Consider the following 22,500-nt stretch of genomic DNA (forward strand, 5'->3'; position numbering starts at 1 on the left):
TACTGATAATAAATAAGTCTTGTACCTGCCACATTTTACTCTGTAAAAATATTAATCAACTTTTTATTGGTATCAGTTCAAAGTCTATTAAGAGCCAAAAATAACACAATCTATTTATAATATATATCACTTCAAATTAATACACAATGCGTAGTATAATACATAATTATTTGGGATTTTGCTTACTTGGTTTATTTATGTTCTCTTCGAATGTATTTATCCAAACAGCTTATGCCCAGTTCTCTACTAAATCTAACTATAAACTTCCAAAAGGAATTACAGAAAATGATATTGAAGCAAATCGTGTTTGGTTTACATTAAAACCTGAATACAGAACAGCATTTCAGAGCAGTAATGCACTTTCTAGGCTTATTAATCAAAGAGCAAGTGCTAATGTAAACCAGCTTTTCCCACAAACAGAACATAGAAAACAACTTACCAAAACTAAAGCTAATAAAAACATTTCTGGAGTAGATATTTCCTTGATTTATCAAGTCAACTTAAAAGAAGAAGTTAATATTTTTGAAATGATTGATAAGCTAATGGCAACAGGAATGATTCAAACAGCAGAGCCTATTCCTGTTAACAAGATGTATTATACACCTAATGATGCTAATATTGCTCAGCAAAACTATCTGTTTCGAATTAAAGCTTTTGAAGCATGGGATATTACAAAAGGAGATTCTACCGTTTTAGTGGGTATTGTGGATTCAGGATTTGATTTTAATCATCCAGATTTAAAAGACAAAGTATATTACAATCAGAATGATCCTATTGATGGAATAGATAATGATAATGACGGATATATTGACAATCATTATGGGTGGGATTTTACTGGTTCAACTGCTCCAGCTAACTTTAACTTTGTGCAAGATAATAATCCTCAACTTTTTACAGCAGGTATAGACCATGGAATTTCGGTAGCAGGTTGTGCAGCAGCTTCTACTGATAATAACTTAGGTGTTGCAGGTACTGGTTTTAATGTAAAAATTGTAGCGACAAAACATACTCCTGATGATGAAGTAGATGGATTAACAATATACGAAGGATACAAAGGAATTGTTTATATGGCAGAAACAGGTGTAAAGATTATTAACTGTTCGTGGGGTGGAAATACTTATAGTCAAATTGCATCAGACATTATAAAAAGTGTAATTGAGGATTATGGATGTCTAATAATAGTGGCTGCAGGTAATGATGGACAAAATTTAGCTCAATTTCCAGCTAGTTATAATGGAGTTCTGTCAGTAGGTTCTACTACTGCAATAGACGATATATCAAATTTCAGTAATTATGATTATAGTGTAGATATTCTTGCACCTGGTAGTAATATTTATACAACTGTTCATAATGAGGCAAACAATGGACAATATCAAAGTACATCTGGAACTTCTTTCGCAGCTCCTATTGTAGCAGGGGCAGCAGCACTTACTTGGTCGCATCGTCCCGAACTTACTCCTGTTCAGATAGGAGAACTTTTACGTATTACCTCTGATCCTCTTGATAGCCGTTTTCCTCCAAAATATCAAGGAAAAGTAGGACAGGGTCGTTTGAATATGCAGCGTGCATTAACAGAATTTCCTGTGGCTGTACGTATGAAAAACTTTGATTTAGTAAGAGCTAGTGATGGAAAAATACCTTATGCTGGAGATATCGCTGTTTTTAATGCTGAATTTTTTAGTTATTTAGCTCCTAGTGAATCTGATTTTAAAATCAGAATTGAAACTATCGACAATACTTTATCTATAATAGAAGGTGATATTATTTATGAGGGTGTAATGAATACAAATCAATCTGTAATTACACAAGATCAAATCAAAGTACAGATTAGTCCTACTTTAGAAAATTCTGGTGTTGTTACTCTTCGCATTACTTATACTCAAGATGGATATGAAACACAAGAATTTGTGTCTTTTGTAGTCAATCCTGCATTTGTTACTGTTGAGGAAAATAATATTACTACATCAGTAGATAGTAAAGGCACAATTGGATGGCATGACAAAACAAAAGATGCTCCAACTCAAATTGGAAATGGCTTTGTATATCAAGGAATTGATATGCTCTACGAATTAGGTCTGATGTTTAGCTCTGGAAATAAATTATCAAATGCAGTACGTTCTGTTGATGATGTTTATGATGAAGATTTTAGAGTTATTACACCAATTGTAGCTTTACCAACAGATGAAAATGAACCTGAAAAATCAGTTTGGCAAACCACATTTAATGATAATGGTGCAGGAAGCTCAAAACTTTCTATAAATACAACTCAAAGTGTACAAGTTTGGAATACAGCAGGAGCAGAAAATTTCATAATAGTAGAATATGTTTTTCAAAACACCACAAGTCAAGATATTCGTAATTTCTATGCTGGTCTATATGGAGACTGGGATATTGGAGGTGGAGATGAATCAGGTGACAATCAAGCTATTTGGAAAGATAACCTGAATGCTGCCATTATTTCTGCAAAAAAACCTAATATACCTAGTGTGGGAGTGGGAGTATTAGATTTGTTTGCTACTGGTGCTACTTATTCATTAATATCTAATGACCCTGCATATACAGGAACACCTTATGGAGTCTTTGATGGATTTACAGACCAAGAAAAACGAAGAGCTTTATTAGGTTCTTCTAATAAAAGCATTGGAGTTACAACAGGAACAGATATAAGTGCAACTATTTCAGCAGGTCCTTATACAATTCCAGCAGGAGAAAGAATTGTTATTGCTTTAGTATTAGCAGCAGGAAATAATGAATCTACTATCCAAGAAGCTATCACAAAAGCAAACGAACTCTATACACCTTCCATTGCAGTACAAGAGGTACAGCCAGTAGGAATTGAGTACGAAAATGAGCTTACAAGAGCTATTCGTGTATTTCCAAATCCTACATCTAATGAAGTAAATATTGACGTTAGTGCTTTAAATAGTAATCAACCTATTGAATTTACACTCTTGAATATTTTAGGGCAACAAGTTCTTCAAACAACTCTTACTAAAGAACAAACTATACTAAAAGTGGAAGCTCTTCCAGCAGGACAATATATTTTGAGATTTAATAATGGAATAACTGTAGGAACAAAAACCTTGATTATTAAATAATTTATTAAACGCTGGTAATCAAGCACAAACACCTCATTTAAAATCAAAATGAGGTGTTTTTTTATGTTTATAAAATACTTAATTTCTAAAAACTGAAACAAAAATATAATATAGCCGTTCTTATACCTGAATCATTTTTTTTATTTATTCAATTTTTTTAACCTTATTTTTTTATGAAAACAATCACTAAATCATTTTCAAAATTTTTCTTTGCCCTTCTTCTTGTGGCAACTATTAGCTTCTCAATCAGTTTTTCTTCTTATGCACAATCTACTACTTCTTTAGGAGTAAAAGGTGGTGTAAATATAGCCAACTTTAGAGGTGAAGATGTAAAAGATGCTGATAACAGAACAGCTTTCAATCTTGGTTTGGTTCTAAATTATAGTGTTGCAGAGAGTGTAGGACTTTCTCTAGAAGCTGATTATTCTTCTCAAGGTGCTGTCAATAAAGGTAGCACTATGAATGTAGGTGGAATAGATATAACTACTGATGATGCTACTGTTAAGGTAGACTATTTACGTACAACCCTTCTATTTAATTACTATATGGGAAGTAGTGAGATGAATATTCGTCCAGAATTATTTGCTGGTCCTTATTTAGGATTTTTACTTAATTCACAAGCTAAATCAGGAAGTGGTGATTTTGAAGATTACCCAGATGATACATTTAAAGGAACAGACTTTGGAGCTGCTTTTGGTGCTGGTCTACACATAAAGGTAGGAGAAAAAATGTGGTTAGTTCCAGATGTTCGTTATAACTTAGGTCTTTCTAATATTTATGATAGCGATGATTTTACTGCTCGTAATGGAGTATTATCTGTAAACTTAGGTCTTACTTTTCCTTTAAACTAAATCAGTCAATTTAGGAAAACAGAAAGAAAATAATAAAAAACTCTTCATAATTAATCAGTAAACGATATAATTATGAAGAGTTTTTTATTAAAAAATTTATAACAAAATTATTCTACATCTATAATTTTCATTTCTACTCTTCTATTTACTCCAGAATTAGAATTAACAAGAGGTTTTGTTCCTCCATAAGCTCTCTTTTCTATTCTTGAAGCATCAATTCCTCTATCTGTTAAATATCTATATACAGTTTCTACACGCTGGCGAGACAAGTCTAATTGCTGTTTCGCTATTCTGGCATAACTTGGATGTGCAGGGTGAGGATCTTTATCAGTATGTCCTGCAATTTCTATTCTTACTTTTGGATTTTCCTTCATAAAATCAACTAAAGCCTGTACACCTTCTGCATTATTAAGAGAATAACTTTTAATATTAAATTCGATATTTTCTAAGCTAATAGCTTCTCCTTTCTTAATCTCTTTTTGATTAAAAATAATTTTTGGAACTTCTATTTTAGGAAGTTCGATAGTTGGTTTTACTATTTCCTTTTCTACTTTTATTTCAGGTTCTTTTTTTACTTCTACTAGAGCAATTACTTCTTTTATAGGTTCAATTTCAGCTTCTTTCGGAATTTCTATTTTTTTGAATTGCATTTTAAATAATCCTTCCTGTGGAGTTCCTAGCCAAATATCACCATTAATATCACATGCTAATGCTGTTACAGCACTTACCACCAAACCAGAGTCTTGATCATAAAAAATAGGATCTTCTTCTTTAGCAAATTTAATAACTCCTTTGACACCTGCTATCCAAACATTTTCATTTGGTGTAACCAAAACATCATTAAATCTAAAAAACTTAGACTTTGTAACCCTCTTGGACATTTGAAACATTTCTTGATTACATACCAAAAACTGCTTTCCTTTACGATTAAGAGCTGTTACACACAAATTCCCATCAGGTTTTAAATCAATATGTAGAACATTGTCATAGCCATAGCCATCATTAGTTACATCAAAAGCATCCTTAAATTTTCCATTTTGAATATTGAACATTCCTGCACTTGTTCCTACCCAAACAACATCATTATTATCTACTGTTACAGCATTAATTGCATCACTAGGAATATTTGGCTCAATTTCTCTATTATAAATTGTCTTTTTATTATTTGCTGCAATATGCCAAAGTCCACCTTGTGCAGTAGCAATCCATTTTCCTCCCTTCGAATCTACATCAATTGCATTAATATAAAAACTCTTATTACTAAAAGTCGGTATTTCAGTATGCCAAATGTACTCTCCATACGCATCTAAATTGACAACACTTACAATATCATTCGAAAAAGTACCAAGCCAAATCGTTCCTTTTTTATCAAAACGAATAGAACTCACTTTGTCTATCAAAGAGTCATATTTATCTGCTCTATTAAATGTTCGGACAGTAGAATCAGCATAAAAAGCAACCAAACCATTTTCGGTAGCTATCCATTTTGTATCATTACCATCAATGGCGATAGAGTTAATTTGTCCTTCTGGAAAACCTGCTCTGTCTTTACTAATGTTTCTAAACTCTACTTTTTCTATTACTTCTGCTGTTTCTGTGTTTTGAGCAAATGAAGCAATTGAGAAAAGGAGTAAAAATAAGGTTAAAAATAAACTATTTTGTTTCATAGATTTTATTTGGTTGTTTTTGTCACCATAGACAAGGAACAACATAATTTAGTATAGCGTTTCAAAAGTTTTATCATATAATATTCAAGTATTTCTGTGCATTCGTTTTCCCAAAAACGAATGTTTTGCTTCCTCAGAAGCGTGATTTATTCGCCTGCATCACGCTTCTAAAAAAGCGTTTCGTTCAACTCTGAGGAGGTGAATACACAACAAGAATTACAACTTTTGAAACAATGTATTTAGTTGGGGTATTTATATTTTGTGATAAAATATTCAAGATTCGTTCCTAATTTAACACTTCTAAATTTCTATTTCAACAACCATTTATTAATTCTAAGTATTTTATCCAATTCTTTTCCAGTAAATAAATATTCAGCAAACTCACTAGCAAAATAAGGAATCATGGAAACTCCTTTTGCACCAAAACCATTAAAAATACTCATTTGAGGGTAATCTTTATGTGTTCCCATGAGTGGATAGCGGGTGCGTGTGGATGGGCGAATGCCTGCTTCTTGTTTTGTAATTTTATAGGACAGATTCAAAACAGCTTGAAGTTTGGTTTCAATCTCATCTTTAGCTTCTTGAGTAGATTCTAATGTCCAATCATCGTGATTATAAGTAGAACCTGTACGAAAAGTTGTTGTAAAAGTCTCTATTGCTTTGCCATTCAAATAATTATGATAAGGAACAAGCCAACAGCCTTTATTAAGAATAATTTGGTTCAATTTTTTAATTATTTTTTCATCTTTATCAAAATCAATGTGCAAAATTTCGCCTTTTGCTGGTAGAATAGGTAGTTTTTTAAAAAATGGATTTGTTTTATCAGCTGCCCCTCTACAAAAAATAATATGATTAGCTTTAATATCTTGATAAGCTACTTTTTCATTTTCACTATCCTTATTTAATATTAATTCATCAAAATCAAATAACCTTTCTTGATAGGCATTTTTTGCTATCAAATATTTTTTAATGGCTTCTAAAAAAACATCTGTCCTGAGATGTCCACCATTTTTTATTAAAAGTCCACCTAACGGATCATTTACATTTTCTTCTAGAAAACGATTTTTAGGATAAATTACTTCTTCAGTCGCTTTATCTTCTTGTGCTGACCAATCTTGTTGTTGTTCTAAAGTTTGAAAAGGACGATAAATAGGTGTTTGGAAAAAGAATTTTTGGTTGAATTGTTTTTCTAATTTTGGATAAAAATCATTCAGAAAAGTAAATAACTCTTTGCTCTTCCACGTCCTGACAAGATTTCTTCCTGTAATGGGATTACAAATTCCTGCTGCTATTCTCGAACAATTTTGTAGTTTAGGCTCATCTAAAACCATTACTTTTTTTCCTTTTTCAAGAAGAGTATATGCTAAAATAGAACCAGCCAAGCCTTGTCCAATAATTAAATAATCAAATTCGTTTTTCATTTTTAAATACTATTTCTTGTAACTTATTAGTAAGTAGTTTTTATGATATGAAGATAGATAGAACTTCATTTTTTTAATAAAAAATGTCTGACACTATAAAAATGTATCAGACAAATTTCTACTATTTTGAAGTGTACTTATATTTTGGATTTATTTCATTAGAAAAGAATTCAATTTTTCTATCGAATTTGCTTTATAAATCATTTTCTTATTTTCATCCAACACAACAAATAAAGGTAAACTTGTCAAATGATAGGTAACAGCTGCATTTTGGTCAGCAGAAATATCGATAAGTTGTATATGATTTTGAGGTAACTCTTTGATAGTTTGTTTCCAAGCATCAATATCTGAATCTAAAGAAATACCAATAAACTGATATTCTTTTTTCATTTTAGAAGCATTTAAAAGTCCAAATTGTTGCACTTGTGAAGCAGCTTTTGGTTCAAAAGAAGCCCAAAAATAAAGAATAGTAGGTTTGTTTTCTAAGCTATCCAAAGAAATTGATTCACTTTTTATATTTTGAAGTGTAGCAATATTGGGAGCATTTTGTCCTATTGATATTTTTTTGACTTGATTAACAAATGATTTAATTTGATTTGTCCAAGTAGAACTTTTTCCCTGTATCAATGTTTCTAATTCTGTTGCATAATCTTCCTCCAACATATAATTAACAGCTAGAAATGAACGTACAGCATATTCGATAGAATCTTCTGCAATAAATTTTTTGTTATAATTTTTCCATTCTTCATATTGTGTTTCATATTCTGACATGGCAGCCTGATATGTTGCTGTATCGCCAGTTTGTGAGCTACTCATTGCCTTTGCGGTTAATTCTTTCATGCTTTTTTCATATCCAATTGTTCCTTTTCTATACATCTCAAAATGAGAGTGTGAACGAGAACCTGTAACTTTTGCTTCTGAAAGTTTGCCTGCATCAGCTTGAATTTCCATGTGTGAAGGCTCAAAAAACACTACTAAATTATCGGAAGGCGAAAATGTACTATCAGATTCTCTAATTAAAGTGAGGTAAAAAGGTGTTGGTTCAGTAATTTCTCCTTTGAGTTTGAATTTATCATTTTTCTTGACTCCCACTTCATATAGAGGAACAATATCTTTTGTACTAATATCAGAAACAACCAATTTCATATCTTGAGATAAATTATTAATACTTCCTTCTACTAAATACTCATTGGTAGCTGTTTTTTTCTTAGAATCGCAACTTGAAAAAATAAAGGATAGAAGCACAAAAAATGCAAACGAAAAATGGATAGTTTTTTTCATAAAAAATAAGTTAATTAAATAACGAAAATGAATAATAAGTAACAGAATGAAATAGTAAAACAGAAAAAAGAGTCTTTTTGTTAAAATACTACTCTAGTTTTATGTTTACTAAATATTTGATATAGCTTAGTTTTAAGCTTTATAACGTTCTTCTAAAATCTGTAAATGATGAATTTCATGTCCTGCAATCATATACACAAGCGCACGAACAGACATTTCATTATGATTTGCTTCTCCTATCCTTGCTGTCTGTGCAGCATCAAAACTTTTGAAAAGAGCAACTGAGGATTTGCGTACAATTTCATAGCGTTCTAACAAATCTGAAAAAGGAATTGTATCAAAGTGGGCTTCTCTCACATATTCATTTTCATTAAAACCTGCTAAAGATTGTTTTTCACCACGATAAAAAGATAAAGCACGGTACGACATAATTTGTTCAGTATCTACCATGTGTCCCAAAAGTTCTTTGATACTCCACTTTCCTTTTTCATATCTAAAAAGAGATTCTTGTTCTGAGAATTGAGAAAAAGTCTTTTTGGTTTCTTCTCCCTGTGCTGAGAGGATTTCTACAATATTTTCGACTTCATTTTTTGCAATATATTCACCAATGAGCCGTATATAATTAGCATAAAAGGAAGCATATTCGCTTGAACTTGGAAATGGAATCATTATTTAGTTAGATTAATTGAAATGGTTAAAGTATAAGCTGTAAGTACATAAAAAAACTACGCTTACAAAGAAACGTAGTTTTTAGATAAAAGCCTTGAAATGAAATGATAATTATAGAGAAATTATTTAGTATAAGTTCTCGTTCCTCCATTGCCTGATAAAACCAGTTGTGTATCTGTAATAGATTCGATGGTATAAGTTTCGGCAGCTTTTACAGCTTGAGTAGATTCGTCCCAATCTTCTAAAATAAGTTTGTTTCCATCTTCTAATTTCCAGTATCCTGTTACTGTTTTGGCTGCTGTTCCTTCACCATAAATTCTTTGATAAGATAACTCATTTTTTTGAGCATCTTTGGCAAAGTTTAATTCTTCGCCTCCTTCTACACCAGAAGTTGCTTTCCAACGAACATCCATAAGCTGTTCTACTGTATATGTTTTTGCGTCTGTTGTTCCTTCTTTGTTTTCTTTACCTTTACAAGCTACAAAACCTGTTACAAAAAATAAAAATGCGATAAGTAATGAATAATAATTTGTGTTCATTTTGAAGAGATTGAGTTGAAAAAAATGATAGTTAAAAAATTAATATTAGAAATTTATAAAAAACTCTTTTTGTTTCTAAAATTCAAATATACGTTAAAAAGCAATAAATACTAGAATTGTTTGCTTTATAGATTCAAAAATCAAAAAAACCTTTCCTACAATTGTGTAAGAAAGGCTTTTGTGATAGAATAGAAATCAACTTTTAGTTTTCCCAAAGGTTACTTTCATATTCTACTAATTGATGTTCGTATTGTTGAGCTGCGATAAGTGCAGAACGTTGGTCTTCATAAATATCAACAATCATGTTATCTCTAGCATTGTCATATTTGATAACACGAGCATTGAATAAACGCAAATCAAATGCTTCTTCCAAATTTCTGTGATGACGATTGTTACGCTCGTTGTACCAAATTGCTTGTGAGTTATCACGGAAAAGGTTTTGAACCAATTCTTTGTACGAAAATGCAGCTAATTTTTTCTCTAAACCTGTTGAAGGATTCATTTCAGCAGGAATAATGATTGTAATTGCTTGAATATCGTGCTTCATACGAGAGTGCTTATTATCAAACAATAAATCTTCTTTAATTTCTAATAAGTGAAGTTGTTTAGGATAAAACTCGTTAGCTACTGTTTCAGCTTCAGCAGAGCCTCCACCGTCGCCACCCCAGTCACCACCAGAACCCCAATCATCTCCTCCACCACCAAAACCACCAAGGTCGTCTTGTGTAAAGCCCATCGCAATTTCTTCTTCTGTAAGTTGAACTTCTTCTGAAGGAATAGTAAGATTTTCTAAAAATTCTTCTTGAGACATACGAGTACGCAAAGAATCATTTTTGTAAGGACGAATAATTCCTAATTTTACAGCGTCAATAATTACTTTTGTAATTTGATTTTCCATTGCAAAGAAAGGCAAGTTTTGCTTTTCTTTTAAAGACATTCTGAACCAAAGTGTCTTTTTATACATAATATGCGATTCGTGCAAAGGACGGATTGAGTTGTGGTTGTATCCATCTTGAGCATACTCCATTCCGAACTCTTGAGCATTTGCCGAAAAAGTAACACCACAAATAAGTGCTGCCATTCCGATAATCCCCTTCGTAAGAAAGTTTAATAAATTTGTGTTTTGTTTCTTCATAGTTATAAAAGTGATTCTAAATTTATAGAGATGATAAAATAATTCTTATTTTGAAAGGTTAAAGTTAGCTATTTGAATTAACTATTTTACTAATTTCACTTAGTCTTTGTCAATAAAGATACTACTTTTAGTGGCTTTCTTTTTTTATCTAACGCTGAATGTATTTCAAAATTGCATCGAATTTAAAGTTTTTTTCGATAAGAATGCTGTTTTTTTAGGTGAATGTGTATTTTTATTCGACAAACAGTTTGGTTTAATTTCATTGCGTATAAATATTTATTCTATCAGGGAGTTTTTGCAAAAACTCTTCCCATTTATAAAAATACAACTTTCTAAGCTGTGCATTTATTTTTCTTTCTTTATAGATTCCATTTTTACTGAATCCTAAAGTTAGGTTCAAATTACACATATCTTTATATCTTGAAGTATCTCCATCTACATATTTGAAAGAGTATTGAAATTTTGAAATTGTATCTAATGGAAGTTCCAATTCTTTAAAATCGTTTCTAAAAATAAGCATTTGTTTTTTTATGTCTATGGCTAATTTGTGTTCCTTATGAATATTAAGAATATGTTTGTAGATTGAGGGAGGTAGTTTTTTAATGTTTTTTTCACTACTCAAAAATAAAAAAAACGCAAATGCAAATATTGGAAATAAGATAAAAAATATCTTAAATTCTTCTTTTCCTAAAGCCATTAAGCAAAGCATTATTGAAATTCCAAAAAACCCAGTTGTAATCAAACCTATAAAACCAAAGACAACATCTTGATAATGAAATCCCTTATCAAACCCCACAAAATCAAAGGGTAAAAACTGCAATGGTTTTGCTTTCAACCAAAGTGTTTCATTGATAGGAATTTGAATAAGCGTCTTTTCTTGATTACAGTGTTTTCCACCCAAATACTCCCAACTTTCCTCAAAAAAAGCAGACTTACAAGCCGAACAAATAACTATTTTATGTCCTGCTTCGATAAGTTCGCCTGTAATTGGATCGACTCTTTGTTGTAATAAAAAATCCTTGTGAGTTTGTTTTTCTAGTTGGTGAGAGTGATGCATTTTTGGCTATAATGATTTTCTACTAAAAATTTTTAAATTTTGAGGCAATCTATCCAAAAAGACGTTTAATTTTTCTGCTTCTGTAGCTCTAAAAATAGATTCATAATTTATGGTTTCTTTTTGTGTCGTAACACGAAGTTGTAAAACCAGATAACCGTGTTTTTTCATCATTCTATCAGGATAATAACTATAGACAAACTTCTGAATATTTGAGAAAGGAATTGTTTTTTTGCCTAATTCTGTCTTTGAAACGATATTTTTATTTTTGAGATGAATACCAAAATAATTTCCTTTTTTATAATTCTGACGAACATTCTGAATAAAATACTGATTTTTTCGCATCATTATATTTCCCAAAATAGTGGTTGGTTGCGAAGAGAGTGTACTGGTAACGGTATAAAAAACGACCACACCAAGAGGCATAATAAAAATATTGAATAGCATCTGAAAACCCTCACTACCAAAAGAAGGAACAACAATCCACGCAAAAATAATCAAAATCAAGGGCAACAAAGCCATAAAAGCACTGGTAGAGTTTTGTAAAATCTTGTAGGTAAAATCATCCGAAAAAGAATCACTTTCCCTTACATCAAAAGGTAATAAAATAAGTGGCTCTTCATTAAAATAAATTTTTTCTCTTTTAGGAATTTTATTGAGTGTTCCGTATTGGTCGCAGTGTTGTTGGCGTAAATAATTCCAGCTTTCTTCCAAAAAAGCAGATTTACAGGCAGCACAAATAACTATTCGGTCGCCTACTTGGATTTTATCGCCTGTGATAGGGTCGATTCTGTTTTCGGATAAGAAATCGGCGTGTTGCCTTTTATTTAAAAGGTGGTCATGAAACATAAGCAGTAGAGTTTTAGTAATTTTTTATGGCTATCTTTCTTTATGATATACTCTTTAAAATACGTTAAATCACTTCTTATGGTTACTTTTTATGCTCAAAATCGTTTCTCTTTAGTTACCGATGTAACTATTTTTATGCTTATGAAAAATTATTTTTATTTATTTTTATTATTTCTTTCTTCTTGTAGTTCAAATCAAGAACAGAAAATTACAGAAGACCCTGCATTTATTCTGTTACAAAATATCCAAAAATCAAACTATTCAAAACGAATAGAAGCAGGTTTTAAAAATATAGATGCTTCTTGTGGAGGACTAGACAAACAGCATTATTTGATTTGTAAAGAATACGATTCACTCAAAAATATCTATCAAGAATATGGGGTTTCGGAGTATGGACAGAAATATCGTATTGTAGATTCTATTGTTGATGGAAAAATTATTGATTCAAAACGATTTTACTATGGTTTTGAAAATATAGGTAATTCACCAAACTTAACTATTCTAAATCAAATGCCTATTTCGAAAAACACACTTTTTGAAGAGATTATCTATGATTATGATACCGAAAATAATTTGAGAAAAATAATGTATTATACACGAGCAGAAAAAGCAAAATACTTATCTTTAAGTGATACAAATTATAATAATTGTGAAAGAGAATCTCTTCCTAGTGTAAAAACAGAGTATTTAGGAAATTACATGAAAAATTTTGATTCTATGTATTTGTATCAAATAGCTATTTTCAAAAAAGATACTTTTCTAAATGAAGAGCGAAATATGAAATATGTTTTTTCTAAAGATTCTGTTGAAATGAATAAGTTGAATTTGACTTCTCTTTCTATTTATCCAATTACAAATATTGATAAAAAAACCAATCTGTCTCAAGATATTGATTTTGGAAAAGATACTTTAAGTAATGGTTCTTTTGATTATCATCATTTCAAAACTCCTATAGATAGTTTAAAACACCAAACAATCAGTATTGATTCTTGTCCTTTGGAATATAATTTAAAAACAGAAAAAATAAAATATGGAAAATCGGTTTGGATTATTTTTGATTAACTTTTCTTCTTCTCAAATTCTATCAGTTCTGCTTTAGCTTCTTTGCTTATAAGAATTAATATTAAACCTAAAAGTAATACACACATTCCAAAAGCAGTTATCAAACCTTCTACTCCCATACCTACTGAACCAAAAATAGCTGCAAAAATAAAAATTACTCCCCCAATTAAAGCTATACTAGAGAGTATTATAAATATTATTCTTGCCCATTTAGGTTTTAACCAAAATAGAGTGGCAATTATATTCACAAATAATAAAGCTATTTCCGAAGTAGCGACACCTTTTATAATACTTGGAGAAAAAATAGAAATCACTAATAATGGAAGTGCAAAAACAAAGATTGTTGTAGCATAAATACGACTGACTGACCAAAAGTAAAAATGCTTTTTGGAATAATCCTCTTCTTCATGGAGCATTTCAGAATCTAATATTTCAATATTTTCATCTTTTCTTTTTTTATTTAAAAAACCTATTTTAGAATAAGAAAACAAAGATAAAAAAGTAACTGGGCTAAGAAAAATAGGAATTGCTTCTAAATCTTTGAAAGAATGAGCATATTCATTACTAAACGCAGCTCCGATATACACCAAAAATATAGAAAACGAAATAATATAACCTAAATATCTAGTTATTAATGAACGAGTAATTGTCCATAATGTAAAAGATAAAAAACATAGAGCAGCACAAATCACAATTACTACAAATAATAGAGTAAATGGACTTGAACCTAATTTTACTATTATTTTATCTACTGAAAATGCAGCAGATGCAGATATTAGACTCAACCCCAAATAACAAATTCCAATAGCTTTTCGAATAGATATATTTTTCATAATTTATTTACATTACAAAATTATCCTAGCACCATTTCCTTCACAAACAGGGTTTATATATGTCTGAATCGAAATATCTACATTTTGATAGACTTTTTCTAAGGCATTTTTGATAATTTCTGCGTTTTCTTTTCCTCTTGCCATTGCAAAAACGGAAGGACCTGAACCCGAAATTCCGAAAGCTAACGCCTTATTTTCTAAAGCTGCTTGTTTCATTTCTTTGAATTTTGGAATCAAAAGGCTACGCATAGGTTCAATGACCAAATCTTGTAACGAATCAGAAAACAAATCATAATCTTTTTCATACAAACTAACCACAAAAGCACCCATAAGTCCGACCTGCTGGCTAAAAGTAGCTACTGAAAGTGTAGATTTTAAAATCTTACGAGAGTCAGACGTATTGAGTTTTACATGTGGATAAAGCGTAACAGCATATAGATTTTCCAAAACAGGAAGCTGTAAAATATCGCTTTGTCTGTTTCCTTTTGAAAGAATAATTCCACCCAAAAGCGAAGGTGCAACGTTATCTACATGTGCGCTTCCACAGGCTACACGTTCGCCTTCGGCAGCAAAAGCAACGAGTTCTTTATTGGAATATGGTTTTCCGATAAGCTGATTATAACCAAAAGCTGCTGCTGCACTACTGGCACTACTAGAACCCAAACCACTTCCCGAAGAAAAGCCTTTTTTGAGAATAATATCGACACCAATAAAGCTATTTTGTGCTTCTTGCATCTTTCTGATGACGACAGAAGAACAGTTTTTATCGGCTTCTTTTGGCAGATTATCGCCATTTATAATTTGTAGAATTTTATTTTCTGTTGTTCTGTTTGGAGTGAGCGTAATTTCATCGCCCATATTTCCCAAAGAAAGTCCCAAAATATCAAAACCAACATTGAAGTTGGCTATTGTGGCTGGCGCAAAGGCTGTTATTTTTTTCATTTTTTATGCAAAATATATTGTGTTAAAGGCAAGCCTTTAACCTACATCAATCCAGTTTTCAATTTCTAATCCTTCAATTCTTTCAAAGTGCTTTACGTTGCGAGTAACTAAAATCATTTCATGTACAAGTGCAGTTGAAGCAATTAATGTATCAACCTCACCTATTTGTTTTCCACTAGATTTTAATTTTGCCTTTTCAATAGCAAAACGTTCAAACGCTACACGAACAGGTATAACACGGTCTTTAAAGATTTTATTTTCTATCAAATACGCTTTTTGCATATTATTTTCTCTATTTTTCTCATTTCCTCTTGCAGCTCCGTAAAGCAATTCCATAACTGTAAGTTCAGAAATGTAACAGTTTTCTGCTCCTGCATCAAAAATCTTTTGAGGAATATCAAATTCATTTTTTAGATAATGAATACAAATGTTTGTATCTAATAGGTATTTTTTCATAGTTCGTCTATTTCTCGTGAGTAATCGTTTCTGTCTTCATATAATTGATTGGCTAGTTCTGTTCCTGTTTCTTCGGATTGCCAAGACCCAGCAACTTCCCAAAACAGTTTGTTATAGGCTGCTTTTTCAGCTTCTCTTTTTTTCTCTAGTATAATTTGAATAACATCAAGATTATTTACTGTCAAAATCCATTCTATCAATTCTAATTTAGTTTCTGAAATAGATTTTATTTGTGTTTCTTCTTTTATTGTATTCATAATTTTGTTTTTTAGGTTTATACTTTTCTAACGTTTCAAATCTCTTAATCGTTTTGCTTTTTGAGTAGTCAAATAATTTAAGTTCTAAATTTATTTAATTGTTCATTATAAACATCAAATCAGCAAAAACGCCACTTGCCGTAACGACTGCTCCTGCTCCTGCCCCCTTGATTACCAATGGCTCATCAACATAACGATTTGTATTTATTGCCACAACATTGTCTTTTCCTTCCAAATTATAAAATGGACTATTCGACGGAATTTCTTGTAATGCAACTGATAAATTTTCCTTTTGCATTTTGGCAACAACCTTTAATTTATTGCCGTTTTTGTGGGCATTTTGATAGAGCGTTTTAAAATGATTTTCGTGTTTTTTGAGATTTTCGAAGAGTTCTTCTACGCTTTTTGAGTTGGTACACTCATCTGGTAAAAAGCTATTAAAAGTAATATCTGAAAGTTCTTTATTAAGTCCTGATTCTCTTGAAAGAATCAAGATTTTTCGCATTACATCTAATCCAGAAAGGTCAATTAATGGATTTGGTTCGGTATATCCTTCTTCTTTTGCTTGCAGAACAACGTCAGCAAATTTGTTTTCTGCATTATAATTATTAAAAATAAAATTCAGACTTCCCGAAATTACAGCTTCAATTTGATTGATTTTATCACCACTAATTCGGAGGTCATAAATCGTTTTCAAAATTGGTAGAGCTGCACCTACAGAAGTTTCATATTTGAAATGAATATTTCTTTCTTTCGCTAATTTATTGAGTTTTAAATATTTTGAGTATTCACTACTACAAGCAATTTTGTTACAAGTAACTACCGAAATACTGTTTTTTAGTAAAAACTCATAGCCTTCACTCACAATATCAGAAGCCGTATTATCAATAAAAACGCTATTTCTAAGATTCAATTCTTTGATAATTTCAAAATATTCATTGAGCGAAGAATATTTTTTTGCATTTTTATTTTCCTTCTTTTGCTTGAACTTCAAAACTTCTTCTTTTGTAAGTTCTTCTACTCTTTCAAACGTTTCGGAAGAATGATTGAAAAGCAGTTGCTTACTATTTGCAACACCTATTATTTTGAGGTTGATTTGATATTCTTCAATGAGTTTTTGTTTTTGATTGAATAAAATATTTATAAATTCCGTTCCTACATTGCCGATTCCTGCAATAAAAACGTGAACATTTTTAACAGCCGAAGCAAAGAATTTTTCGTGAATTACGTTCAATGCTTTTTCTTCATCTTTTTTATCAATCACAATAGAAATATTACGCTCCGATGCCCCTTGTGCTATTGCCGTTACATTAATTCCATTTTCGCCTATTGCTCCAAAAATCTTTCCTGCCAAGCCAATCGCATTTTTCATATTATCGCCCACAAGAGCCACAATACATTGATTTTCTATTGCTTTTACTTCATTCATTAAGCCTCTTTTAATATCTTTTTCGAAAGCAGAATTAAGAGCATTTTGAGCGTTTTTGAGTTCAGACTGGTTGATTCCAATTCCAATACTTTGTTCAGAACAGCTTTGAGTAATCAGAATAATATTGATATTTGCTTCTTCCAAAATCTGAAAAACTCGTCTTGCACTTCCTTTTTGTTTGGCTAATCCAACTCCTGAAACGGTAATAATTGCAATTTCATCTAGCGAACAAATACCTTGAATTTTGTTGTCCGTCAGTTGGTTTTCGCTACTGATAAATGTTCCCTCTTGCTCTGGAAAAAATGTATTTTTCAAATACAATGGAATATTTTTGTCCATTACTGGCAAAATAGAAGGTGGATACAAAACTTTTGCCCCAAAATAAGCCATTTCGAAAGCCTCTGCATAACTCAATTTTTGTAAAGAATGCGTTGCTTGTACTTTTCTAGGATTTGCTGTTTGCATTCCGTTAACATCACTCCAAATCTCCAAAAATGTCGCATCAACAGCATTTGCATAAATAGAAGCCGAAAAATCTGAACCTCCACGCCCTAAAGTAACCGTTTCACCTTTTTGATTGTGAGCTACAAAACCTGCTGCAATATAATTTTTATTGTTTTTTATGTCGTCGGTGGGAACACTAACAATGGCAGAGTTATCAGATTTACCAATAACGGCAAGAATATTTCTTGTTGTTTTGTCTAAATCTAAAATTGCATTTAGATAATCTTTTGATTCGTTTGTAGTAGTTGAAATTAATTTTTTGCTATCTAATAAATCAAGCTTGATAGGATTCTTTAAATTAACAGAAAGATATTTTTGAACAATGATAGAAGAAAGTGCTTCACCAAAACTCAAAATAGTTGCTCGTGTTCGGTCAGAGAGTTCTTTCAAAGTTCCTACACTTTCACAAATTGATTCTAATTGATTGCATTTTTGTTGCACTTCTACAAAAAGGTCAATTTGATGTGATTCGCTGACAAGTTCTTTTATAAATTCAAAATGAAAATTTCTAAACTCTTCTAATAAAACGGTATGTTTTGCTTCTAAAGAAAGACTCGCAATTTGTTCTAGTTTATTGGTAATTCCTGAAAAAGCAGAAACTACAACAATAAAATTTTCAGTTTTTGAAGAAAGAATAGCAGCTATTTTTTCAAGATTGGATTTTGAGGAAACACTTGTTCCTCCGAATTTCAAGACGAGCATTTAAGATATATTTGTGTTATTTGGCGTAACCACCAAAAACGAGAGAGTAAGTTTTGAAAATAGTGTCAAATTTACAATTTAATTTTTTGATAGTGTAATTGAATTAAAAAAAATGGTATTCTATCCTTAGAATTTCTTTCTCTGTCGAAATAAGTTAAATAGTTTTACTATTTCTCACTTTTTTTGTAAATTGATAGGCTAATTACTATACTTTATTACACCTTGAAGCAAACTCGTTTTTTTACACAAAAATGTTTTTTTGGAAGAGTATTATTTTATAACAAAATAATATTCCTAGTTTTCTGTGTATCTGCATTTAGTATTTTTTCTACTTCTGCTCAAGACTTATCTACTTATTATGATTCGGCACAATCTTATAAAAATAAAGATTTAGAAAAACAATCTTTTTTCACTAAAAAACTTCTATCAGAAAGTCAAAAACAAAAAAACAAAGAGTATTTATTAAAAGCATACCATTTGACAGCTACTATTTTTTATGAGAAAGCAAATAAAGATAGTGCTTTTTTTTATATAGATAAGGCTCTTGATTTGGCAGAGATAATGAAGAATAATGAAACCAAAATAGAAGTTTTACGTCTGAAAGGTTTTATTTATAAAAATAGAGTTTATAATAAAGATTCTGCATTATTATTTTTTCAAAAAGCCCTACAAGAAAGTAAAAGATTAGATTACAAGTATGGAAAAATTAAAAACCTAGAAGCTATTTCTTTTTTATTAATGGATAAAGGAAACTATCTAGATGCTACTCAATTACTTTTGGAAGCTCGGGAAATTGCTCATGAAATAAAGGATAAAAAAGCCCTCTCTAGCATTGCCAATAACATTGGACATACGTATTTACAGATGTATATGTATGAAAAAGCGTTACCATTTTTTAATGAAGCTAATAGACATAGAGAAGACAAAACAACAGCTTCTATCATTCCATTAAATATTGCTGAATGCTATTACAGGACAGGAAATACAAAAAAAGCCCTTCTTATTTTAGATAAAAATACCCCTTTGGCTCTCAAAACATCATTAAACATGGCAATAGAATATCATTTGGAATATGTAAATCTGTTTTTGGAAATAGAAGAACCTAAAAAAGCTTTAGAAAAAATAAAAATATTGGATTCTTTACTCTTAGATTCCAAACCTCAAGCCTATCGTAATTTATTACTATTAAAAGCCAAAACTCATTTACAACTAAAAGATACTTTAACAGCGCACAATTATGCAAAAGAGGTAGAGAAAAAAATATCTATAGAAAGTAATGATGATTTTATTAATCGCATGACTATGCACGAATTATTTTCTTATACCTACATGTTTTTAAAAGACTATCAAAAGGCAAATTATCATTCTCAAAAATATCTCTCTCTATATAAAAACACCTATAACAAAAAACTAGAGCAAGATATTTATCAAAAAGAAGTAGACCAACGGATTTTTCTACAAAAAAAAGAGAATGAATTGGAAAAACTAAAATACATTACTGAACTTGAAAAAGAACAACAAAACAAAAGATACTTTTTACTTGTCTTGATTGCTTTATTAATCATTTTTATTGTCATAATTAGAGCTTATTGGATAAATAAAAAATATAGTATAGAACTAAAAAACACAAATTACAAACTTTCAGAATCTCAGTCTGAGATAATACAGCAAAATCATACTCTTCATGAACAAGCAGAAGAACTCACTAGGCAATCTGAGGAACTAAAGTCTTCGCACGAAGAACTTGTAACCATGAATGATAATTTGGAGTACATTGTCAATCAGCGCAATCAAGAGGTGATAGAAAAAAATAAAATGTTAGAAGAATATGCGTTTATAAATGCTCACAAATTACGTGCGCCTGTAGCTCGCCTTTTAGGAATTATGCAGATTATTGAGCTTTCAAAAGATACTAGTGAAATAGAGTTTTACTTACAAATTTGTAACAAAGAAATAAAAGACCTTGACCGTATTATTTGGGCAATCAAAGAAGCTATTGAAGAAAAAACACCTCTTGACCGTTGGGAGTTGGAAAAAAGAAAAGAAATGAAGTAGGTAGTATAGTTTGTCAGTTTTAAGAAGGACTAACTTCAAATCCCATTACTAAAACATCGTCCATCTGCTCCCTGTCTTGTTGTTCTCTCCAGTCTTCAAAAATAGTTGTCAGCACTTCTTTTTGCTCAGAAAAAGGGTGAGTAGAAATATCTAAAAGGGTTTGTTTAAATCTCATTGTGTTATATTTTACATCTTCTTCTCCTCCAAACTGGTCTTGAAAGCCATCTGAATAAATATAAAAAGAGGTAGTAGAATCAATAGAAATAGTATGATTAGTAAACTGCTTTTGTTGCTTTTTAACTAAATTTCCTCCTACTGAAGTTCTATCTCCTTTTACAACATGCATTTTGTTATTTTGAATATAAACTAAAGGATTTTTTGCTCCTGCATATTCTAGTGTATTATTCTCAGAATCTATCAAACAAATAGCTGCATCCATTCCATCTCTTGTAGAACGAATAGAGAGATCAGTTTGCTGAAGAGCTTTGTCTATTTTTTGGTTTAAATGTGTAAGAATCTGAGAAGGAGTAAAAATATTTTTATCTAAGATTGCATTTAACAACTCATTTCCTATTAAAGACATAAACGCACCTGGAACGCCATGTCCAGTACAATCAATAGCAGCAATAATGATTTTTGATTCTACTTTATGAAAATAGTAAAAATCTCCACTTACAATATCTTTAGGCTTAAAAAGCACAAATGAGTTGGGCAAACTTTCTTTAATTTTTCCTATCTTAGGAAGCATAGCTTCTTGAATACGTTTAGCATAATTGATACTTGCTGTAATACTTTTACTTTTTTCTTCTATGTTGCTATTTTTTTCTTCTATAATTCTATTTTTATCCTCCAAAGCTGCAATACTGTAAGTCATTTCCCTATTTACTAGGCTTAGCTTGTTTTGTATTGTTTCTAGTTCCTCAATATTTTGTCTTAATTCTTCTTCAGTAACTAGTAAACGTTTATTTTTATCCTGTACTTCCATTTTGTTTTTTATCAGAAAAATACTATTCTGTCTAAAAATAATTGCCCACCAACCACATACAACAGCCATAATAGAAACAATTGTAAAATGAAAAACAAGTTGAAAAACTGTTACATAGGGTACTGTTTCTCCAGTGATTTTTATTCCACTATAACTAATAAAATAATAAGCAAGATTTTCCATTCCGTAAGCTACTTGCAAAATAGCCAAAATACTATGATGTCCAACAGTAAGTATAGCATAAGGAATCATGATGCGCCAATCTTGATAAATAATAAGTAAGGCTGCATTTACAAAAAAGAAAAAATGAGTTTCTGCCATGCCATGCATCTGCCCAATAAACTGCAACATAAAAACAGCATAAACAATACTAATAAGCATACGAGCATAAAACTTATTACTCAATAAAAAACGAGCAACTAAATAAATGCCCAAAGCAGCCCCCCCTGTAATGAAGCTAAAAAGCCATGTTTCATAAATAGGAGCTAAAAAAATTCCAACTACAAAAAATATCATTACAAACTTATCCGATATTTTATCAGCTTTAGTTTGTACTTTTATTAAATACCTTTTGAGATATAAAGCCTCTGAAATTTCTTCTGTGTCATAAATAAGTTCTGAATTATGTAGAGATGATTTCATGTGTTTTTAAAAAAATAGTTAGTTTTTTATCTAAAATAACTATTTTTTATTTTTAAACAAACTTTTTCT

18 protein-coding genes are annotated in these 22,500 nt (G+C 30.7%); 4 read left to right on the plus strand and 14 right to left on the minus strand.

The window, feature by feature from the left end; all coding sequences use genetic code 11:
* Nucleotides 1–146: 146 nt before the first annotated feature.
* Both V9L05_RS02115 and V9L05_RS02120 read left to right on the plus strand, forming a co-directional pair.
* The gene (locus V9L05_RS02115) at nucleotides 147–3,098 is read left to right on the plus strand and encodes a S8/S53 family peptidase (protein WP_338814196.1); all 2,952 of its coding nucleotides are present in this window, start codon (nucleotides 147–149) and stop codon (nucleotides 3,096–3,098) included.
* A 173-nt stretch (nucleotides 3,099–3,271) separates the two neighbouring features.
* Nucleotides 3,272–3,949: a porin family protein gene (locus tag V9L05_RS02120; protein WP_338814197.1), complete on the plus strand. Its 678-nt coding sequence runs from the start codon at nucleotides 3,272–3,274 to the stop codon at nucleotides 3,947–3,949.
* 107 nt (nucleotides 3,950–4,056) lie between these two features.
* Here the strand turns inward: V9L05_RS02120 and V9L05_RS02125 are convergent, their stop codons facing one another.
* The 8 genes from V9L05_RS02125 to V9L05_RS02160 all read right to left on the minus strand — a co-directional run bounded on the left by V9L05_RS02125 (nucleotide 4,057) and on the right by V9L05_RS02160 (nucleotide 12,564).
* Nucleotides 4,057–5,616, minus strand: coding sequence for an OmpA family protein (locus tag V9L05_RS02125; protein ID WP_338814198.1), 1,560 nt, complete (start codon nucleotides 5,614–5,616; stop codon nucleotides 4,057–4,059).
* Between the two features lie 308 nt (nucleotides 5,617–5,924).
* Nucleotides 5,925–7,037: an FAD-dependent oxidoreductase gene (locus V9L05_RS02130; RefSeq protein WP_338814199.1), complete on the minus strand. Its 1,113-nt coding sequence runs from the start codon at nucleotides 7,035–7,037 to the stop codon at nucleotides 5,925–5,927.
* Nucleotides 7,038–7,187: 150 nt separating this feature from the next.
* Nucleotides 7,188–8,318: a TlpA disulfide reductase family protein gene (locus V9L05_RS02135; protein ID WP_338814200.1), complete on the minus strand. Its 1,131-nt coding sequence runs from the start codon at nucleotides 8,316–8,318 to the stop codon at nucleotides 7,188–7,190.
* Nucleotides 8,319–8,450: 132 nt separating this feature from the next.
* On the minus strand, nucleotides 8,451–8,987 hold the full coding sequence (locus V9L05_RS02140; protein WP_338814201.1) for a DinB family protein: 537 nt from the start codon (nucleotides 8,985–8,987) through the stop codon (nucleotides 8,451–8,453).
* A gap of 122 nt (nucleotides 8,988–9,109) precedes the next feature.
* On the minus strand, nucleotides 9,110–9,526 hold the full coding sequence (locus tag V9L05_RS02145) for a hypothetical protein (protein WP_338814202.1): 417 nt from the start codon (nucleotides 9,524–9,526) through the stop codon (nucleotides 9,110–9,112).
* A 202-nt stretch (nucleotides 9,527–9,728) separates the two neighbouring features.
* Nucleotides 9,729–10,661 carry a gliding motility protein GldN gene (gene gldN, locus V9L05_RS02150; protein ID WP_338790576.1) on the minus strand — a complete coding sequence of 311 codons (933 nt, stop codon included), beginning with the start codon at nucleotides 10,659–10,661 and terminating at the stop codon, nucleotides 9,729–9,731.
* Nucleotides 10,662–10,920: 259 nt separating this feature from the next.
* Complete coding sequence (locus tag V9L05_RS02155) at nucleotides 10,921–11,718, minus strand: hypothetical protein (protein ID WP_338814203.1); 798 nt, start codon at nucleotides 11,716–11,718, stop codon at nucleotides 10,921–10,923.
* A gap of 6 nt (nucleotides 11,719–11,724) precedes the next feature.
* Nucleotides 11,725–12,564, minus strand: a complete 840-nt coding sequence (locus V9L05_RS02160; protein WP_338814204.1) for a hypothetical protein — start codon at nucleotides 12,562–12,564, stop codon at nucleotides 11,725–11,727.
* Nucleotides 12,565–12,642: 78 nt separating this feature from the next.
* Here V9L05_RS02160 and V9L05_RS02165 point away from each other — a divergent pair, with 78 nt between their 5' ends.
* Nucleotides 12,643–13,626, plus strand: coding sequence for a hypothetical protein (locus V9L05_RS02165; RefSeq protein ID WP_338814205.1), 984 nt, complete (start codon nucleotides 12,643–12,645; stop codon nucleotides 13,624–13,626).
* On the opposite strand, the gene V9L05_RS02170 is transcribed toward V9L05_RS02165, so the two are convergent.
* The 5 genes from V9L05_RS02170 to thrA all read right to left on the minus strand — a co-directional run bounded on the left by V9L05_RS02170 (nucleotide 13,623) and on the right by thrA (nucleotide 18,749).
* Complete coding sequence (locus V9L05_RS02170; protein ID WP_338814206.1) at nucleotides 13,623–14,459, minus strand: hypothetical protein; 837 nt, start codon at nucleotides 14,457–14,459, stop codon at nucleotides 13,623–13,625. The genes V9L05_RS02165 and V9L05_RS02170 overlap by 4 nt on opposite strands.
* A 12-nt stretch (nucleotides 14,460–14,471) precedes the next feature.
* On the minus strand, nucleotides 14,472–15,401 hold the full coding sequence (locus tag V9L05_RS02175) for a homoserine kinase (RefSeq protein WP_338814207.1): 930 nt from the start codon (nucleotides 15,399–15,401) through the stop codon (nucleotides 14,472–14,474).
* A 36-nt stretch (nucleotides 15,402–15,437) separates the two neighbouring features.
* Entirely contained in the window at nucleotides 15,438–15,857 is a 420-nt protein-coding gene (locus V9L05_RS02180; protein ID WP_338814208.1) for a PIN domain-containing protein, read from the minus strand.
* Entirely contained in the window at nucleotides 15,854–16,114 is a 261-nt protein-coding gene (locus V9L05_RS02185) for a hypothetical protein (protein ID WP_338814209.1), read from the minus strand. The genes V9L05_RS02180 and V9L05_RS02185 overlap by 4 nt, the downstream gene beginning before the upstream one ends.
* Nucleotides 16,115–16,208: 94 nt before the next feature.
* A complete protein-coding gene (gene thrA / locus V9L05_RS02190) occupies nucleotides 16,209–18,749 on the minus strand; it encodes a bifunctional aspartate kinase/homoserine dehydrogenase I (RefSeq protein WP_338814210.1) in 2,541 nt (846 codons plus the stop codon).
* Nucleotides 18,750–18,971: 222 nt separating this feature from the next.
* Between thrA and V9L05_RS02195 the strand changes: the two genes are divergently transcribed.
* Nucleotides 18,972–20,804 (plus strand): tetratricopeptide repeat protein, encoded by a 1,833-nt coding sequence (locus tag V9L05_RS02195; RefSeq protein WP_338814211.1) that lies wholly within the window; start codon nucleotides 18,972–18,974, stop codon nucleotides 20,802–20,804.
* A 19-nt stretch (nucleotides 20,805–20,823) separates the two neighbouring features.
* On the opposite strand, the gene V9L05_RS02200 is transcribed toward V9L05_RS02195, so the two are convergent.
* The gene (locus tag V9L05_RS02200) at nucleotides 20,824–22,431 is read right to left on the minus strand and encodes a SpoIIE family protein phosphatase (RefSeq protein ID WP_338814212.1); all 1,608 of its coding nucleotides are present in this window, start codon (nucleotides 22,429–22,431) and stop codon (nucleotides 20,824–20,826) included.
* Nucleotides 22,432–22,500: the final 69 nt, after the last annotated feature.

Origin of the sequence: Bernardetia sp. Wsw4-3y2, assembly GCF_037126295.1 — a bacterium.
Lineage (GTDB): Bacteria > Bacteroidota > Bacteroidia > Cytophagales > Bernardetiaceae > Bernardetia.